Origin of the sequence: Nonomuraea africana, from assembly GCF_014873535.1 — a bacterium.
Classification (GTDB): Bacteria; Actinomycetota; Actinomycetes; order Streptosporangiales; family Streptosporangiaceae; genus Nonomuraea; species Nonomuraea africana.
This window is the reverse complement of sequence record NZ_JADBEF010000001.1, coordinates 6,226,412-6,240,794: the sequence shown is the minus strand read 5'-3', so window position 1 is coordinate 6,240,794 and position 14,383 is coordinate 6,226,412. Positions and strand designations below refer to the sequence as shown.

General features: G+C 70.3%; 17 protein-coding genes. 6 read left to right on the top strand and 11 right to left on the bottom strand.

Annotation, left to right across the window (positions count from 1 at the left end):
- Positions 1-55: 55 nt before the first annotated feature.
- Positions 56-520, bottom strand: a complete 465-nt coding sequence (locus H4W81_RS29580) for an Lrp/AsnC family transcriptional regulator (protein ID WP_192777824.1) — start codon at positions 518-520, stop codon at positions 56-58.
- Positions 521-647: 127 nt separating this feature from the next.
- Here H4W81_RS29580 and H4W81_RS29575 point away from each other — a divergent pair, with 127 nt between their 5' ends.
- Positions 648-1,541 carry a phenylalanine 4-monooxygenase gene (locus H4W81_RS29575; RefSeq protein WP_192777823.1) on the top strand — a complete coding sequence of 298 codons (894 nt, stop codon included), beginning with the start codon at positions 648-650 and terminating at the stop codon, positions 1,539-1,541.
- On the opposite strand, the gene H4W81_RS29570 is transcribed toward H4W81_RS29575, so the two are convergent.
- The 5 genes from H4W81_RS29570 to pstS form a co-directional block, all read right to left on the bottom strand.
- On the bottom strand, positions 1,517-2,212 hold the full coding sequence (locus H4W81_RS29570) for a response regulator transcription factor (protein ID WP_192777822.1): 696 nt from the start codon (positions 2,210-2,212) through the stop codon (positions 1,517-1,519). The two genes, H4W81_RS29575 and H4W81_RS29570, sit on opposite strands and share 25 nt — an antisense overlap.
- The gene (pstB, locus tag H4W81_RS29565; RefSeq protein WP_192777821.1) at positions 2,212-2,988 is read right to left on the bottom strand and encodes a phosphate ABC transporter ATP-binding protein PstB; all 777 of its coding nucleotides are present in this window, start codon (positions 2,986-2,988) and stop codon (positions 2,212-2,214) included. The genes H4W81_RS29570 and pstB overlap by 1 nt, the downstream gene beginning before the upstream one ends.
- Before the next feature lie 15 nt (positions 2,989-3,003).
- Positions 3,004-3,879, bottom strand: a complete 876-nt coding sequence (pstA, locus tag H4W81_RS29560) for a phosphate ABC transporter permease PstA (protein ID WP_192777820.1) — start codon at positions 3,877-3,879, stop codon at positions 3,004-3,006.
- A gap of 67 nt (positions 3,880-3,946) precedes the next feature.
- Positions 3,947-4,927: a phosphate ABC transporter permease subunit PstC gene (gene pstC, locus H4W81_RS29555; RefSeq protein WP_192777819.1), complete on the bottom strand. Its 981-nt coding sequence runs from the start codon at positions 4,925-4,927 to the stop codon at positions 3,947-3,949.
- Positions 4,928-4,930: 3 nt separating this feature from the next.
- Positions 4,931-6,046: a phosphate ABC transporter substrate-binding protein PstS gene (pstS, locus tag H4W81_RS29550; protein WP_192777818.1), complete on the bottom strand. Its 1,116-nt coding sequence runs from the start codon at positions 6,044-6,046 to the stop codon at positions 4,931-4,933.
- A 121-nt stretch (positions 6,047-6,167) separates the two neighbouring features.
- Between pstS and H4W81_RS29545 the strand changes: the two genes are divergently transcribed.
- Both H4W81_RS29545 and H4W81_RS29540 read left to right on the top strand, forming a co-directional pair.
- Positions 6,168-6,632: a low molecular weight protein-tyrosine-phosphatase gene (locus tag H4W81_RS29545; RefSeq protein WP_192777817.1), complete on the top strand. Its 465-nt coding sequence runs from the start codon at positions 6,168-6,170 to the stop codon at positions 6,630-6,632.
- The gene (locus H4W81_RS29540) at positions 6,613-7,395 is read left to right on the top strand and encodes a fructosamine kinase family protein (RefSeq protein WP_225958845.1); all 783 of its coding nucleotides are present in this window, start codon (positions 6,613-6,615) and stop codon (positions 7,393-7,395) included. Before H4W81_RS29545 ends, H4W81_RS29540 begins: the two co-directional genes overlap by 20 nt.
- 10 nt (positions 7,396-7,405) lie before the next feature.
- Here H4W81_RS29540 and hisN read toward each other — a convergent pair whose 3' ends face one another.
- On the bottom strand, positions 7,406-8,188 hold the full coding sequence (gene hisN / locus H4W81_RS29535) for a histidinol-phosphatase (protein ID WP_192777816.1): 783 nt from the start codon (positions 8,186-8,188) through the stop codon (positions 7,406-7,408).
- A gap of 85 nt (positions 8,189-8,273) precedes the next feature.
- Between hisN and H4W81_RS29530 the strand changes: the two genes are divergently transcribed.
- Positions 8,274-8,717, top strand: a complete 444-nt coding sequence (locus tag H4W81_RS29530) for a DUF4442 domain-containing protein (RefSeq protein WP_192777815.1) — start codon at positions 8,274-8,276, stop codon at positions 8,715-8,717.
- A gap of 22 nt (positions 8,718-8,739) precedes the next feature.
- On the opposite strand, the gene rsgA is transcribed toward H4W81_RS29530, so the two are convergent.
- The 3 genes from rsgA to H4W81_RS29515 all read right to left on the bottom strand — a co-directional run bounded on the left by rsgA (position 8,740) and on the right by H4W81_RS29515 (position 12,203).
- The gene (gene rsgA / locus H4W81_RS29525) at positions 8,740-9,759 is read right to left on the bottom strand and encodes a ribosome small subunit-dependent GTPase A (protein ID WP_192781110.1); all 1,020 of its coding nucleotides are present in this window, start codon (positions 9,757-9,759) and stop codon (positions 8,740-8,742) included.
- A gap of 52 nt (positions 9,760-9,811) precedes the next feature.
- Positions 9,812-11,086 carry a 3-phosphoshikimate 1-carboxyvinyltransferase gene (gene aroA, locus H4W81_RS29520; RefSeq protein WP_192777814.1) on the bottom strand — a complete coding sequence of 425 codons (1,275 nt, stop codon included), beginning with the start codon at positions 11,084-11,086 and terminating at the stop codon, positions 9,812-9,814.
- Positions 11,087-11,174: 88 nt separating this feature from the next.
- On the bottom strand, positions 11,175-12,203 hold the full coding sequence (locus tag H4W81_RS29515; RefSeq protein WP_192777813.1) for an NAD(P)-dependent alcohol dehydrogenase: 1,029 nt from the start codon (positions 12,201-12,203) through the stop codon (positions 11,175-11,177).
- A 51-nt stretch (positions 12,204-12,254) separates the two neighbouring features.
- Between H4W81_RS29515 and H4W81_RS29510 the strand changes: the two genes are divergently transcribed.
- Both H4W81_RS29510 and H4W81_RS29505 read left to right on the top strand, forming a co-directional pair.
- Positions 12,255-13,073 (top strand): SOS response-associated peptidase, encoded by an 819-nt coding sequence (locus H4W81_RS29510; RefSeq protein WP_192777812.1) that lies wholly within the window; start codon positions 12,255-12,257, stop codon positions 13,071-13,073.
- A 153-nt stretch (positions 13,074-13,226) separates the two neighbouring features.
- Complete coding sequence (locus H4W81_RS29505; RefSeq protein ID WP_192777811.1) at positions 13,227-13,559, top strand: TraR/DksA family transcriptional regulator; 333 nt, start codon at positions 13,227-13,229, stop codon at positions 13,557-13,559.
- Positions 13,560-13,563: 4 nt separating this feature from the next.
- Here the strand turns inward: H4W81_RS29505 and H4W81_RS29500 are convergent, their stop codons facing one another.
- A complete protein-coding gene (locus tag H4W81_RS29500; protein ID WP_192777810.1) occupies positions 13,564-14,304 on the bottom strand; it encodes a class I SAM-dependent methyltransferase in 741 nt (246 codons plus the stop codon).
- Positions 14,305-14,383: the final 79 nt, after the last annotated feature.

The window sequence follows — 14,383 nt, the reverse complement described above, 5'->3', positions numbered from 1 at the left end:
GCTCACCCACGAAGGGGATCGCGAGCTGTACTGGTTCGCCGGCGGCTGCTCCGGCCTACCTCTCCTCATGAGAAGAGGCGATCAGAGGCTCGATCCGGTAAGGGATCTGTGTCGAGAGCGCGATCGTAGTATCGCTGCGCTCCACGGCGGGAGAGGCGAGGATGCGCGCGATGACCTCCTGCAGATGGTCCGTGCTCCTGGCCACCACCCTGCACAGCAGGTCGTGCTGCCCGCTGGTGCCGTGGACCTCGAGGATCTGCGGCACGTCGCGCAGTGCCTCGACCGCCTCCGCCAGCCGTCCCTGGGCGATCTGGAGCCAGACGAACGCCAGGATCGGGTGACCGGTGCCCGCGGCCGAGACCGTGGGCCCGAAGTCGACGATGACCCCGCGCGCCGTCAGCTTCTCCACCCTGGCCTGCACCGTGCCCCTGGCCACCCCCAGCAGGCGGGCCAACTCGGTCAGTCCGATGCGAGGGTGCGCGCGCATGGTCACCAGAAGTCTGGCGTCGAGCTCGTCCACGACCGCCTCCGCTAGGTCTGTGCGATTCGAGCAGTAGAAGCCCGCAGCAACCGGGCGATATTGCGCGAATCGACCAATGAAACTGGTCACTCTTGCCAACGAAAGCCGCAATTGCTGTCATTCTCGCATGTTCGAGGAAGCGCAGTACTTCGCGCCGGTGTCCGCCCAGGACGACGGGTCCGTGGTGGTCGAGCTGGCGACGTCACATCCTGGTTTCGCCGACCAGGTCTATCGGGCCAGGCGCAACGCCATCGCGGCCCTGGCCGTCAACCACCGGCCGGGCGAGGCGATCCCCGAGGCCGAGTACACCGAGCAGGAACACGAGATCTGGGCGCTGATCTCGCACGAGCTGGCCATCAAGCACAGGAAGTACGCCACGGCGGAGTACCTGGAGGGCGCGGCGCGGCTGGGACTGCCCACCGACCGGATCCCGCAGCTCCAGGAGGTGAGCGAGCTGCTGGAGCCGCTCACCGGGTTCAGGTACCTGCCCGCCGCCGGGCTCGTGCCGCTGCGTGACTTCTACGGCGTGCTGGCCGACGGCTACTTCCACTCCACGCAGTACATCCGCCACCACTCGGTGCCCTTCTACACGCCGGAGCCCGACGTCGTCCACGAGGTGATCGGGCACGCCAACGCGCTGGCCCACGATCGGTTCGCGGCGCTGTACCGGGCCGCGGGCGCGGCGGCGCGGCGGGTGGAGAGCGAGGAGGCGCTGGAGTTCGTCTCGAAGGTCTTCTGGTTCACGCTGGAGTTCGGCGTCATGGCCGAGAGCGGCGAGCTGCGCGCGTACGGGGCGGGCATCCTGTCGTCCTACGGCGAGATCGAGGAGTTCAGGGGCATGGACATCAGGCCCCTCGACCTGCGCGTCATGGGCGCCACGCAGTACGACATCACGAAATATCAGGACGTGTTGTTCCGGGCCGAGTCGCTGCGGCACCTGGAGGACGTCGTGGGCGCCTTCTGGGAGACCTGCGACGACGACGGCATCGCCGAGCTTCAGGCAGGCGTGATCAGCCGGTAGCCGACGCCGCGCACGGTCTGGATCAGCTGGTCGTCCTCGTCGCCCAGACGCGCCCGCAGCCGCTTGACGTGCACCGCGATCGTGTTGGTCGAGGTGCCGTCGGCGGAGTGCCAGACGTTCCTCATGATCTGCTCGCGGGTCACCGTACGGTCGGCGTTGCGCATCAGGTAGTGCAGCAGCTCGAACTCGCGCAGCGGCAGGTGGACGGCGTGGCCCGCGACGCGTACCTGGTAGGCGTTGACGTCGAGCTCCACGCTCCCCACGCTGAGCACCTTGCGGGTCTCGCCGTGGGAGGCCGCCTGGATGAAGGGCAACAGCTCCGGCACCCGGTACGGCCTGGCCACGCACGCCGACGCGCCCGCGGCCAGCGCCTGGACCGCCTGCTCGGCATGCCCCTCACTGACGCCGAGCAGGACGGGCACCGAGCGTGCGAGCCGTACGGCGCGGACGAACTCCACCGCGCCGATGGTCGGCAGTGTGGCGCCCACGAGCACCACGTCGGGGTGCAGGGCGCCGGCCTGCAGGAGCGCCTGGGCGCCGTCGGTCACGCCGGTGACCTCGACGCCCTCGCGTACCAGCGCCGCCGCCAGCTCCTGGATGACGTTCTCGTCCGGGTCGGCCACCAGCAGCGTGGGGGCTGTCGGGGCGTCCCCGTTCGCCGCGACGACCATCAGCCGAAACGTCCCGTGATGTAGTCCTCGGTGGCCTTCTGCGAGGGGTTGGTGAACATCCGCGAGGTGTCGTCCATCTCGACCACCTTGCCGGGCTGCCCCTGGGCCGCGAGGTTGAAGAAGGCGGTGCGGTCGCTCACCCGGGCGGCCTGCTGCATGTTGTGGGTGACGATGACGATCGTGTACTCGTCCTTGAGCTTGGTCATCAGGTCCTCGATGGCCAGCGTGGAGATGGGGTCGAGGGCCGAGCAGGGCTCGTCCATGAGCAGCACCTCAGGCTTGACCGCGATCGCGCGGGCGATGCACAGGCGCTGCTGCTGTCCGCCGGACAGGCCCGCGCCCGGCTTGCTGAGCCGGTCCTTGACCTCGTTCCAGAGGTTGGCGCCCTTGAGCGACTCCTCGACGATGCCGTCGGTCTCGGACTTGGAGATGCGGCCGTTGAGCTTGAGCCCCGCGGCCACGTTCTCGTAGATGGACATGGTCGGGAACGGGTTGGGCCGCTGGAAGACCATGCCGATCGCGCGGCGGACGGAGACGGGCTCCACGTCGGGACCGTAGAGGTCCTCGCCGTCGAGCAGCACCTTGCCGTCGACCCGCGCGCCGGGGATGACCTCGTGCATGCGGTTGAGCGTGCGAAGGAAGGTGGACTTGCCGCAGCCGGAGGGGCCGATGAACGCGGTGACCGAGCGGGGCTCGATGGTCATCGAGACGTCCTCGATGGCCTTGTGCGATCCGTAGTATGCGTCGAGGCCCGAGACCTGGATCTGCTTGGACATGGTGGCGGATACCTCCTATCGGGCCCGGCCAGGCGAGCGCCACCAGGCGATGAGGCGCGCGACCAGGTTGAGCAGCATGACGATCAGGATGAGCGTGAGAGCTCCCGCCCACGCGCGGTCGATGGCGGTGTCGTTGGGACGGGCCGCCTGGTCGAACACGTAGAGGGGAAGCCCCATCTGCGGCCCGTTGAACGGATCGTTGTTGATGGAGTCGGTGAAGAACACGGTCAGCAGCAGCGGCGCGGTCTCACCCGCGACGCGGGCGATGGCCAGCATGACGCCGGTGATGATGCCGGTGAGCGCGGTCGGCAGCACGACCTTGAGGATCGTGCGCCACTTCGGCACGCCCAGGGCGTAGGAGGCCTCACGCAGGTCGTTGGGGACCAGCCTGAGCATCTCCTCGGCCGAGCGGACCACCGTCGGCATCATCAGGATCGACAGCGCGAGCGCTCCGGCGAACCCGGAGAACGGGATGCCGAGGAAGAGGATCCAGAAGGCGAAGATGAACAGGCCCGCCACGATCGAGGGGACGCCGGTCATGACGTCCACGAAGAAGCTGATCGTACGGCTGAGCCGCCCGCCCGTGCCGTACTCCACCAGGTAGATGGCGGTGAGCACGCCGATGGGCACCGCGATGGCGGAGGCCAGCAGGACCTGTTCGAGGGTGCCGATGATGGCGTGGTAGGCGCCGCCGCCCACGTCCCTGGCTCCGATGCCGCGCATCGAGTGGGTCAGGAACTCCATGTCGAAGCGGGCCAGGCCGTTCTTGATGACCAGCCACAGCACGGAGATGAGCGGCACCACGGCCAGCGCGAAGGCCAGGTAGACCAGGCCCTGAACGACCCGGTCCTTGATCCTGCGCCCTGTCGAGATGTGCTGAATAGAGGTCATGCGCCCTCCTTCGTCGGTCGCATGTCCTCGAGGCGGCTGTGTCTGATTGATCGCTCGCGATGCTCGCTCATGCGCCGGTCCTCGCGTACTCCTTGCGGCGGGCGATCACCATGCGGGCGCCCATGTTGACGAGCAGGGTGATGACGAACAGCACCAGGCCGGAGGCGATCAGCGCGCCGCGCCCGATGGGGGTCGCCTCGCCGAAGCCGTTGGCGATGTTGGCCGCGATGCTGTTGGCGTGCGGGGTGAGGATCTGGAAGCTGAGGTCGAAGGTCGCGGGGAAGATGAGCGCGACCGCGATGGTCTCGCCCATCGCCCGGCCGAGGCCGAGCATCGCCGCGCTGATGACGCCGGGACGGCCGAACGGCAGCACCGCCATCCTGATCATCTCCCAGCGGGTCGCGCCGAGCGCGAGCGCCGCCTCCTCGTTCATCTTCGGCGCCTGCAGGAAGACCTCGCGGGAGATGGCCGCGATGATCGGCAGGATCATGATCGCGAGCACGATGCCGCCGGCGAGCATGGTCTTGCCGCCGATGACGCCTTCACCGGCGAACAGGGGGAACCAGCCGAGGTGCTCGTTGAGCCACACCGAAGGCGTCTTCAGGAAGGGGACCAGGAAGACCAGGCCCCACAGGCCGTAGATGACGCTGGGCACGGCGGCGAGCAGGTCGACCAGATAGCCGAGTGGCCCCGCCAGCCGGCGGGGCGCGTAGTGGGAGATGAACAGCGCGACGCCCACTGCGATCGGGGTCGCGATGACCAGCGCGAGGGCCGAGCTGAGCACGGTCCCGAAAGCCAGGGCGGCGATGCCGAAGACCTGGCTGCCGTTGGGCTCCCAGATGAGTTCGGTGAAGAAGTTGCCCTTGTTCGCCTGCAACGCCGGAATCGCCTCGCTGATCAGGAAGACGGCGATGGCCGCCATGATTCCCAGCAGGACGACGCCGGCACCGGTCGCGGCGAAGCGGAAGGGACCCTCACCTGAGCTGCGCCGGGAGGCGGCCCGGCGCGTGGCCGGCCCGCCTCCTCGGGTGCGAACGGGGGTTGTCATGAGTTAGGAGATCGCCTCGACGGCAGCGCGGACCTTGGTGAGCAGCGTCGCGGGGAGCGGGGCGTAGCCGAGCTCCTTCAGCGAGGCCTGGCCCTCGTCGCTGGCGGTGTAGCCCAGGAAGGACTTCACCAGCGGGACCTGGTCGGTCGGCAGGCCCTTCTCGCAGGTGATCTCGTAGGTCACCAGGACGATCGGGTAGGCGCCCGCGGCCTTGGTGGCGTAGTCGATGCTCAGCTTGAGGTCGTTGCCGGTGCCCTTGATCTCGGCGGCCTCGACGGTCTTGGCGGCGCTGTCGGCGGTGAGCTCGACGAACTCGCCCGAGCCGTTGGCGACCTTGGCCGTCTGGAGCTGGGAGTTCTCGGCGTAGGAGAGCTCGACGTAGCCGATCGCGCCCTCGGCGCCCTTCACCGAGGCGGCGACCTGGTCGGAGCCCTTGGCGCCCTGGCCCTTGGCCTCGGCGGGCCAGGCCTTGGCGGGCTCGTACGGCCACTCCGCCGTGGCCTTGAGGAACTTGGTGAAGTTGTCGCTGGTGCCCGACTCGTCCGAGCGGTGGAAGGCCTGGATCGGCGTGGACGGCAGCTTGGCGTTGGGGTTCTCGGCCTTGATGGCCGGGTCGTCCCACTTGGTGATCGTGCTGTTGAAGATGCCGGCCAGCGTCTTGGGCGACAGCTGCAGCCCGTCGACACCGGGGAGGTTGTAGACCACGGCCACCGGACCGGTCACCATCGGCAGGTTGATGGCCTTGCCGGTCTTGCAACGCGCGTCGGCCTGCGCGGGCTCACCCTTGTCGTCCTTCAGTGCGGAGTCGGAGCCCGCGAAGGCGACGGTGCCCTGGATGAACGCCTGGATACCGGCGCCGGAACCGCTGGGCTGGTAGTTCAGGTTGACGTTCGGGTTCTTCGCCTGGAAGTCCTTCTTCCACTGGTCGATCGCGTTTGCCTGAGCCGAGGACCCAGCCGCGTTGATCGTGCCGCTGAGGGCGTTGTCGTTGCCCGAGGTCGCGGCGGCGGACGCGGACGTGGTACCCGCAGGGGCACCGGTGTTGTTGTCGGTGCCGCACGCAGCGAGCGAGAGCGCGCCGACAACGGCGACGGCGGCGAGCCGGCCTGCATACTTCACGGTTGGGTTTCCTCCCACTTGGTCCTTAGTCGAGACAGACGTTAAGCAGCGAAGGTGACTCAACCCCCGAATCGGGGTGAACGTTCGGTGAACGGCCCAGGTCAGCATCATGATGGGAGGCATGACCTTTCGCGTATCGCTGGTGTGCATGGGAAACATCTGCCGCTCCCCGATGGCCGAGGTGGTGCTCAGGCAGACGCTCGACGAGCACGGGCTGTCGGAGAGGGTGGCGCTCGACAGCGCGGGAACGGGTGGCTGGCACGTGGGCGACCCGATGGACGAGCGCGCCGCCGCGGTGCTGGCCGAGCACGGCTACGACGGCTCCCGTCACCGCGCCCGCCGGTTCGGTTTCGACGAGTACGACCTGGTGGTGGCCATGGACGCGGAGAATCTAGGCGCCCTGCGGCGCATCGTGCCCTCCGGCACGGACGTCCGGCTGTTCCGTTCCTTCGACCCCGAGGCGCCCGAGGGCGCGGAGGTGCCCGACCCCTACTACGGCGGCCGCGACGGCTTCGAGATCGTGCTCGCTCAGGTGAAGGCCGCCGCTGAAGGGTTGGCGAAGTACCTTGCCGATCGACTGGACTGAGGACCTCGGCGCCTCGCACGGATGGCGCCTGCGCAAGGGGCGGCTCGACGGGCGGCCCGTGTTCGGAAAGCACGGCGCCGTTTCCCCGTTGTTCACCTCCGAGGCGGCCGGGCTGCGCTGGCTCGGCCCGATCGCGGCCTCGGTGGTGTCGTCCGACGAGGACGGTCTGGTCCTGGAGTGGATCGACACCGAGCGGCCCACCCGCGCCGCCGCCGAGCGCTTCGGGCGCGAGCTCGCGAGGACGCACCTGCGGGGCGCCGACGCCTTCGGCGCCCCGTGGCCCGGCTTCATCGCCGACCTGCCGATGTCCAACGAGCCCGCCGCCGACTGGCCCTCGTTCTACGCCACCCGCCGCGTCCTCCCCTTCGTCCGGCAGGCGCGGCTGGCCGCCTCGGACGTCAGGCTGATCGAGCGGGCCGTCGCGCGCTTCCCCGAGCTCTCCGGACCCGCGGAGCCGCCCGCGCGCATCCACGGCGACCTGTGGAGCGGGAACGTGCTCTGGTCGGGCGGCAGGGCGGTGCTCATCGACCCTGCCGCGCACGGCGGTCACAGGGAGACCGACCTGGCGATGCTCGCCCTGTTCGGCGCGCCGTACCTGGACGTCGTCCTAGGGGCGTACCGCGAGGAGGCGCCGCCGGCCGACGGCTGGCGGGAGCGCGTGCCGCTGCACCAGCTCCACCCCCTGCTCGTGCACGTCTGCCTCTACGGCGACGCCTACAGGGACGCGCTCATGGCCGCGGTGTCGCGGCTGCTGAAGCTCTGAGCGGTGCCGCTCACGCGCTGAGCCGCTTGAGCACCTCGTCGTGGAGCGTGCCGTTGCTGCACACCAGCCCTCCGGCCTCCAGCCCCCTGGCGCCGTCGAGGCCGGTCCAGGTGCCGCCGGCCTCTTCGACGATCACCGTCAGCGCGGCGATGTCCCACGGCGACAGGTCGGGTTCGGCCGACAGGTCGACCGAGCCCTCGGCGACCATCATGTGCGACCAGAAGTCGCCGTAGGCCCTGGTGCGCCAGCACGCGCGCCCCAGGCCGAGGAAGGGCTCCAGCCGGCCGGCCTTCTCCCACTCCTCGATGTCGGAGTAGGAGAACGACGCGTCCTCGAGCCTGCTCACCGAGGAGACCCGCATACGGGAGGCCTTGGTGAGGCTCTTGCCTGTCCAGGCGCCGCCCTCGCGCGCCGCCCACCAGCGACGGCCGAGCGCGGGCGCCGACACCAGCCCGACGACGACCTCGCCGTGGTCCATCAGCGCGATCAGCGTCGCCCACACGGGCACGCCGCGCACGTAGTTCTTGGTGCCGTCGATCGGGTCGATGATCCACGACCTGGCGCCGTAGCCGGTCGTGCCGAACTCCTCGCCCACGACCGCGTCACGGGGCCTGGCCCTGCGCAGCGTGCCCCTGATGGCCTCCTCCACCGCCCGGTCGGCGTCGCTGACCGGGGTGAGGTCGGGCTTGGTCTCGACCTTGAGGTCGACCGCCTTGAACCGGCGCAGGGTGAGGTCGTCGGCGGCGTCCGCCATGACATGCGCGAGACGCAGATCGTCGCTGTAACCCGTCACGAGGAGCCACGCTATCGCGTCGGCGCGACTTCCATCAGACCCGCCTATATCCCCATGATGAGTTACTCGCCAGTAGCATGGCGGCATGTCATTCGACGCCGGCGAGTTCCTGCTGCAGACGGTGCCCTTCGCGCGCACCCTGGACATCTCCTACGACAAGGTCGAGGACGGCGTGGCCATCTGCCGCCTGCCCGACCGTCCGGACCTGCACAACCACGTCGGGGGACCGCACGCGGGGGCGCTGTTCGCGCTCGCCGAGTCGGCGTCGGGCGCGGCGACGCTGGCGACCTTCGGTGACCAGCTGTCGCGCGCCGTCCCCCTGCCCACGACGGCCACCATCCGCTACCGCAAGGTGGCCATGGGCGAGGTGGTGGCGGAGGCGCGCCTGCTCGCCTCGCGCGACGAGGTCGTGGCCCAGCTGGACGAGGGGAAGCGGCCGGAGTTCGACGTGGCGGTCGAGATCCGCAACGCGGAGGGGACGACCGTGTCGGAGATGACCGTCTCCTGGACCCTGCGCCCCAACCGCTGACCGCGGCGGGCGGGCGCCCTGCTCACTCGGGCTCGGGAGCGCCTTCGCGGATGGACAGCAGGCGGCGCAGCGAGGCGAGGCGGACCGGGTCGGCGTGACCGGCGGCGACCCACGCGTCGAGCGCGCACCCCTCGTCGAGATGCGTGCATCCCTTGGGACAGCCGACAGTGCCCTCGATCAGGTCGGGGAAGCCGGCGAGGACGGTCTCGACGGAGACGTGCGCCAGCCCGAAGCTCCGCACGCCGGGCGTGTCGATGATCCAGCCGCCCTCGGGCAGCTCGAGCGCGACCGCCGAGGAGGAGGTGTGGCGGCCCCGCCCGGTGACCACGTTGACATGCGAGACGGCTCGGTTGGCGTCCGGGACCAGCGCGTTGACCAGCGTGGACTTGCCGACACCCGAGTGCCCGACCAGCACGCTGACGCGCCCGGCCAGGTGCTCGCGGACCTCGGTCAGGTCGCCGCCCTTCCGCACCACCACGTACGGCACGCCGAGCGGCTCGTAGAGCGACACCAGCTCGGCGGGCGGGGCGAGATCCGACTTGGTCAGGCAGAGCAGTGGCTCCACCTCGGCGTCGAAGGCGGCCACCAGGATGCGGTCGATCATGCGCGGACGCGGCGGCGGGTCGGCCAGGGCGGTGACGATGACGAGCTGGTCGGCGTTGGCGACGATGGGACGCTCGATGCCGTCGGTGTCCTCGGTGTCGTCGGCGCTGCGGCGCAGCATCGAGGTGCGGGGCTCGACCCTGACGACTCGGGCGAGCGTGTCGGACCTGCCCGAGACGTCGCCGACCAGCGCGACCCGGTCGCCGACCACGATGCCCTTACGCCCGAGCTCGCGCGCCTTCATGGCGGTGACCAGCCGGCGCTCGCGCTTCTTCTTACGGCCCTCGGTCTCGACCAGACACGTGTAGCGGCCCCTGTCGACGGCGATCACGAAACCTTCGACGGCGTCCTCGTGCGCAGGACGGATCCTGGTCCGCGGCCGTGAGCCCTTGCTCGGCCTGACCCTGACGTCGTCCTCGTCGTACTCCCGCTTTCTCAGCGGTCCGCTCCCTGCTCTCGGCGCGGCGCCCCGCGGTCGACGGGCGCGCGGGTCATGGCTTCCCCAGCATCTCGGCCCACATGCCGGCGAACTCCGGGAGTGTCTTACCCGTCGTCGCGATGTCCTCCACCTCGACGCCGGGGACGGCGAGCCCGATGACGGCTCCGGCCGTGGCCATGCGGTGGTCGGCGTAGCTGTGGAAGACGCCGCCGTGGAGCGGGACGGGCCTGACGACCAGGCCGTCGGCGGTCTCCGCGGCGTCGCCGCCCAGCCTGTTGATCTCGGTGACGAGGGCGGCCAGCCGGTCGGTCTCGTGGCCGCGCAGGTGCGCGATGCCGCGCAGCGTGCTCGGCGAGGAGGCAAGCGCCGCCAGGGCGGCGATGGTCGGGGTGAGCTCGCCCACCTCGTGGAGGTCGGCGTCGATGCCCGAGATCTCGCCGGTGCCCGTGACGGTGAGCCCGTCGGGGCCGAGGGCGACGGTGGCGCCCATCGCGCCGAGCAGGCCGCGCAGCTCGTCACCCGGCTGGGTGGTCACGGCGGGCCAGCCCGGGACGGTGACCGTGCCGCCGGTGATGAGCGCGGCCGCCAGGAAGGGTGCGGCGTTGGACAGGTCAGGCTCGACGACCAGGTCCCTGGCGGCGATCGGGCCGGGCTCGACCCGCCACACGTCGGGCACGTCGTCGTCGACGGTGACGCCGGCGGCGCGCAGCATCTGGACCGTCATCTCGATGTGCGGCATCGAGGGCACGGGCGGGCCCGCGTGGCGGATCGTCACGCCCTTCTCGAACCGCGCGGCGGTGAGGAGCAGCCCGGAGATCAGCTGGGAGGAGGCGGAGGCGTCGATGGTGACCTCGCCGCCGACGGCCCTGCCGCGGATGGTGAAGGGCAGCACGTCGTTGTCGACCTCGGCGCCGAGCGCGCGCAGGGCGGCCAGGATCGGGCCCATGGGGCGCTTGCGGGCGTGGGCGTCGCCGTCGAAGCGCACCTCGCCGTCGGCCAGCGCGGCCATGGGGGGCACGAAGCGCATCACCGTGCCGGCGAGGCCGACGTCGATGCGGGCGCCGCCGCGGACGGGGCCGGGGGTGACGTGCCAGTCGACGCCCGAGGCGCTCTCGTTGGAGGGGGTCAGCTCGGTGCCCAGCGCGCGCATGGCCGCCGCCATCAGGTCGGCGTCGCGGCTGCGCAGCGCCTGCCGTACGGTGCCTGGGCCCTCGGCGAGGGCGGCCAGCAGCAGCGCCCTGTTGGTGACCGACTTGGAGCCGGGCAGGCGGACGGTCGCGGTGACCGGGGCGGAGGCCGTCGGGGCCGGCCAGAGCGGAGCGGACATGTGGTCAGCCTATCGGGAGCGGGCACAAAACCCGCCTGGGCGCGGGCTGGGAGGCGCCGGGGGGACGCCGGGGGGAGAGGCGCTCCCGTCAGGGCACCAGGACGGCGCGGCCCTTCACCTCGCCGCGCTCCAGCCTGCACAGGACCTCGGTGGCGTCGGTCAGCGGGTACCGCTCGACCTCCACCTTGATGAGCCCCCGCTGGGCCAGCGAGAGCACCTCGTGCAGGTCCTTTCGCGTCCCGCCGTACGGCCTGCTGACCGTGGCGCCCCACGGCAGCCCCTGCGGCGGACCCGAGGCCGCGAAGTCGACGGTCCCGCCGCCTAGCCCGACCACCGTCAGGTGCCCGTAGGAGGAGACGACCCCCGCGCCGACGGATAGCGTGGGCGTCACGCCGACGAAGTCGAGCACCACGTCGGCGCCCCTGCCGCGGGTGAGGTCGAGGATCTCGGTCACCGCCTCGGGCCCGGACAGCACCGCGTGGTGGGCGCCGTGGCCGAGCGCGGCGGTGAGCTTCTCCTGGTCGAGGTCGACGGCGATGACGGTGCTGGCGGTGATCGCCCGGAGGATCTGCACCGCCAGGTGCCCGAGCCCGCCGACACCGATCACCACGGCAGTGGAGGCAGGGGTGAGCAGGTCACGCGAGCGGTCGATCGCGTGGTAGGGCGTGAGCCCCGCGTCCGCCAGCGGCGCGGAGTCGACGGGGTCGAGGTCGCCGAGCGGCACCAGCGACCTGGCGGGAGCGAGCAGGTACTCCGCCATCGCGCCCGGATAGCCGAGCCCCGGGCCAGGGACCAGGCCGCGGGGGAAGCGCTCGCAGGCGTTCTCCGCGCCCGTCGCGCACCGGCGGCACATCCCGCAGCCCCACACGATGTAGCCGATGGCGTGCTGACCCACCTCCCAGCCGGTCACCTGGGGGCCGAGCGCGGCGATCTGCCCGGCCGGCTCGTGGCCGAGCGTCATGGGGAAGGGCAGCTGCTGGGCGTGGAGCAGGTGGAGGTCGGAGTGGCAGACGCCCGACCCTGTCACTCTCAGCAGAACCTGACCAGGGCCAGGCTCTGGCACGTCGATGTCGCGAAGCTCGGTCTTACCCGGGCTGACCAGCTGAAAGGCCTTCATGTCCAGCCAACCTACTGGGCGGGACGGCCGAACCCGTGGCAGGGTGGACGCATGTGCGGCAGATACGCCTCGGCGCGCAAGAAACACGAACTCCTGGAGGAGTTCCAGGTCGAGCAGGACGCCGCTCCCGACGAGGAGCTGCAGCCCGACTACAACGTCGCCCCCACCAAGAGGGTGTACGCGGTGCTCAGCAGGGTGCCGAAGGAACCGGAGCGCAGGAGCTCGGGAGGAGAGAGCGAGGAACGAGCCAACGAGTCCCGAAGCGGGCGCGACCATAGAAGCGACCGGGCGGTCAGGCAGCTGAGGGTCATGCGATGGGGGCTGGTGCCCGCCTGGGCGAAGGATCCCTCGATCGGCTCACGCATGATCAACGCCAGGCTCGAGACCGTCGCGGAGAAGCCCGCCTTCAAGCGGGCGTTCGCCTCGCGCAGATGCCTGTTGCCGGCCGACGGCTACTTCGAGTGGATGCCGGTCGAAGGCGAAAAGAAGAAGAAGCAGCCCTTCTACATCCATCCGGAAGACGACGGCGTGCTCGCCATGGCCGGGCTGTACGAGTTCTGGAAGGACCCGACCAGGGCCGACGACGATCCGCTCAAGTGGCTCGTCACCTGCACGGTCATCACCACCCAGGCGGAGGACGATCTCGGGCGCATCCACGACAGGATGCCGATGATGATCGAGCGGGAGCGCTGGGCCGAGTGGCTCGACCCCAAGCTCACCGACACCGAGCAGGCCTCGCGGCTGCTGGTGCCCGCCGACACGGGACGGCTGGTCGCCTACCCCGTCTCCACCGACGTCAACAGCGTGCGCAACAACGGCCCACACCTGATCGAGCCGCAGCAACCGGAGGAAGAGGGCTCGCTCTTCTAAAAGTGTAAGAAGCGTTCTTAGTGGGCATCCGGTGAGGAAAGCGATGCCCTCCGTTTACTCGGAGTCACCGCGCCATTCACCCCCCACTGCGCCGGGCGGGACCTCCGGGGAGTCCCGTGGCCGGCCGTACTCGCCTACCCGGAGGTGCGGACCGTGGACGACACGACCGCTCGTGAGCGACTGGAGAGCATGCTCGCCGAGCTCGACAGATCCATCGGCGTGCTGCGCGGGGATCCGGTGGCCGTCAGGGATCGCTCCGCGGCCGACGCCGGATCCGACCTGACCGACACAGACCGCGCGCAGGCCATGCTGACCGTGGCCACCGCGCAGCGCGGCGCGGTCCTGGCCGCGCTCAAGCGGCTGGACGAGGGCACCTACGGCGAGTGCGTCGACTGCGGCAAGCAGGTGCCAGAGGGCAGGCTGGAAGCCCGCCCCGAGGCCGCCAGATGCGTCCAGTGCCAGTCGAAGCAGGAGCGAAGGCGCTAACCCGCTACTTCTTGACCGCGCTCGCCACCAGATGGATCCCGACGGTGTCGTCGTCGGTCGGGTTCGCGTCGAGCTCCGTGCGGACCAGCCAGGCCAGCGCCCTGGTGTCGGTGGCCAGGACATGGTCGACGGTGGACGGCGACAACACGGTGCGCGGCCGGATCCACTCCACCTCCAGGCCCGCGCCGGTAAGCAGCTCGCGCAGCTGGCCGCTGCTGAAACAGCGGGTGATGCTGCCGTCCGGCCACGGCACCAGCATGACCTCGCCGGTCTGGCGCAGGTGCGCCCAGTAGTTCTGCTCGGCCAGTATCGCCATGCCGAGCACCAGGGAGTCGACGCAGATCAGGGCCCGCCCGCCCGGACGCAGCACGCGGACCACGTCTTCCATCGCGGACTCGGCCATCAGCTCGATCGACAGCGCGCGCTCCTCGCCGACCACCGCGTCCACGGACCCGTCGGGCAGGAACGCCAGATCGTCGGCGCGGACCTGGCGCACCCGTTCGGCATCGCGCAGCTGCGGCTGCCCCTCGACGGCGCGGCGGAAGTCGACCACCTCGATCACCTTGTGCCCGGCCTTGGCGGCCTGGCCGGACCAGCGGCCCCTGCCGCCGGAAAGATCGAGGATCACGGAGGGACGGCCGGGAAGCCAGCGGCTCAACTGTTCGGCGACGACCGCACGATAGAAGGTCCAGTACGGTCCGAGCGTCCCTGAGCCGTTCAGTTCCTCGGCCGGAATGGGCAGCACACGCGACTCCTGTGTCCGGAAAAGGTACGTTAGTTTTTCCCCGTACCGGGTCGTTCGTCACCTTCTATCTTGCGGGAAC

Coding starts and splice junctions, on each gene's coding strand:
- H4W81_RS29575 (WP_192777823.1), top strand. CDS start 648: ATGTTCGAGGAAGCGCAGTACTTCGCGCCGGTGTCCGCCCAGGACGAC.
- H4W81_RS29570 (WP_192777822.1), bottom strand. CDS start 2,212: ATGGTCGTCGCGGCGAACGGGGACGCCCCGACAGCCCCCACGCTGCTG.
- pstB (WP_192777821.1), bottom strand. CDS start 2,988: ATGTCCAAGCAGATCCAGGTCTCGGGCCTCGACGCATACTACGGATCG.
- pstA (WP_192777820.1), bottom strand. CDS start 3,879: ATGACCTCTATTCAGCACATCTCGACAGGGCGCAGGATCAAGGACCGG.
- pstC (WP_192777819.1), bottom strand. CDS start 4,927: ATGACAACCCCCGTTCGCACCCGAGGAGGCGGGCCGGCCACGCGCCGG.
- H4W81_RS29545 (WP_192777817.1), top strand. CDS start 6,168: ATGACCTTTCGCGTATCGCTGGTGTGCATGGGAAACATCTGCCGCTCC.
- H4W81_RS29530 (WP_192777815.1), top strand. CDS start 8,274: ATGTCATTCGACGCCGGCGAGTTCCTGCTGCAGACGGTGCCCTTCGCG.
- aroA (WP_192777814.1), bottom strand. CDS start 11,086: ATGTCCGCTCCGCTCTGGCCGGCCCCGACGGCCTCCGCCCCGGTCACC.
- H4W81_RS29515 (WP_192777813.1), bottom strand. CDS start 12,203: ATGAAGGCCTTTCAGCTGGTCAGCCCGGGTAAGACCGAGCTTCGCGAC.
- H4W81_RS29510 (WP_192777812.1), top strand. CDS start 12,255: ATGTGCGGCAGATACGCCTCGGCGCGCAAGAAACACGAACTCCTGGAG.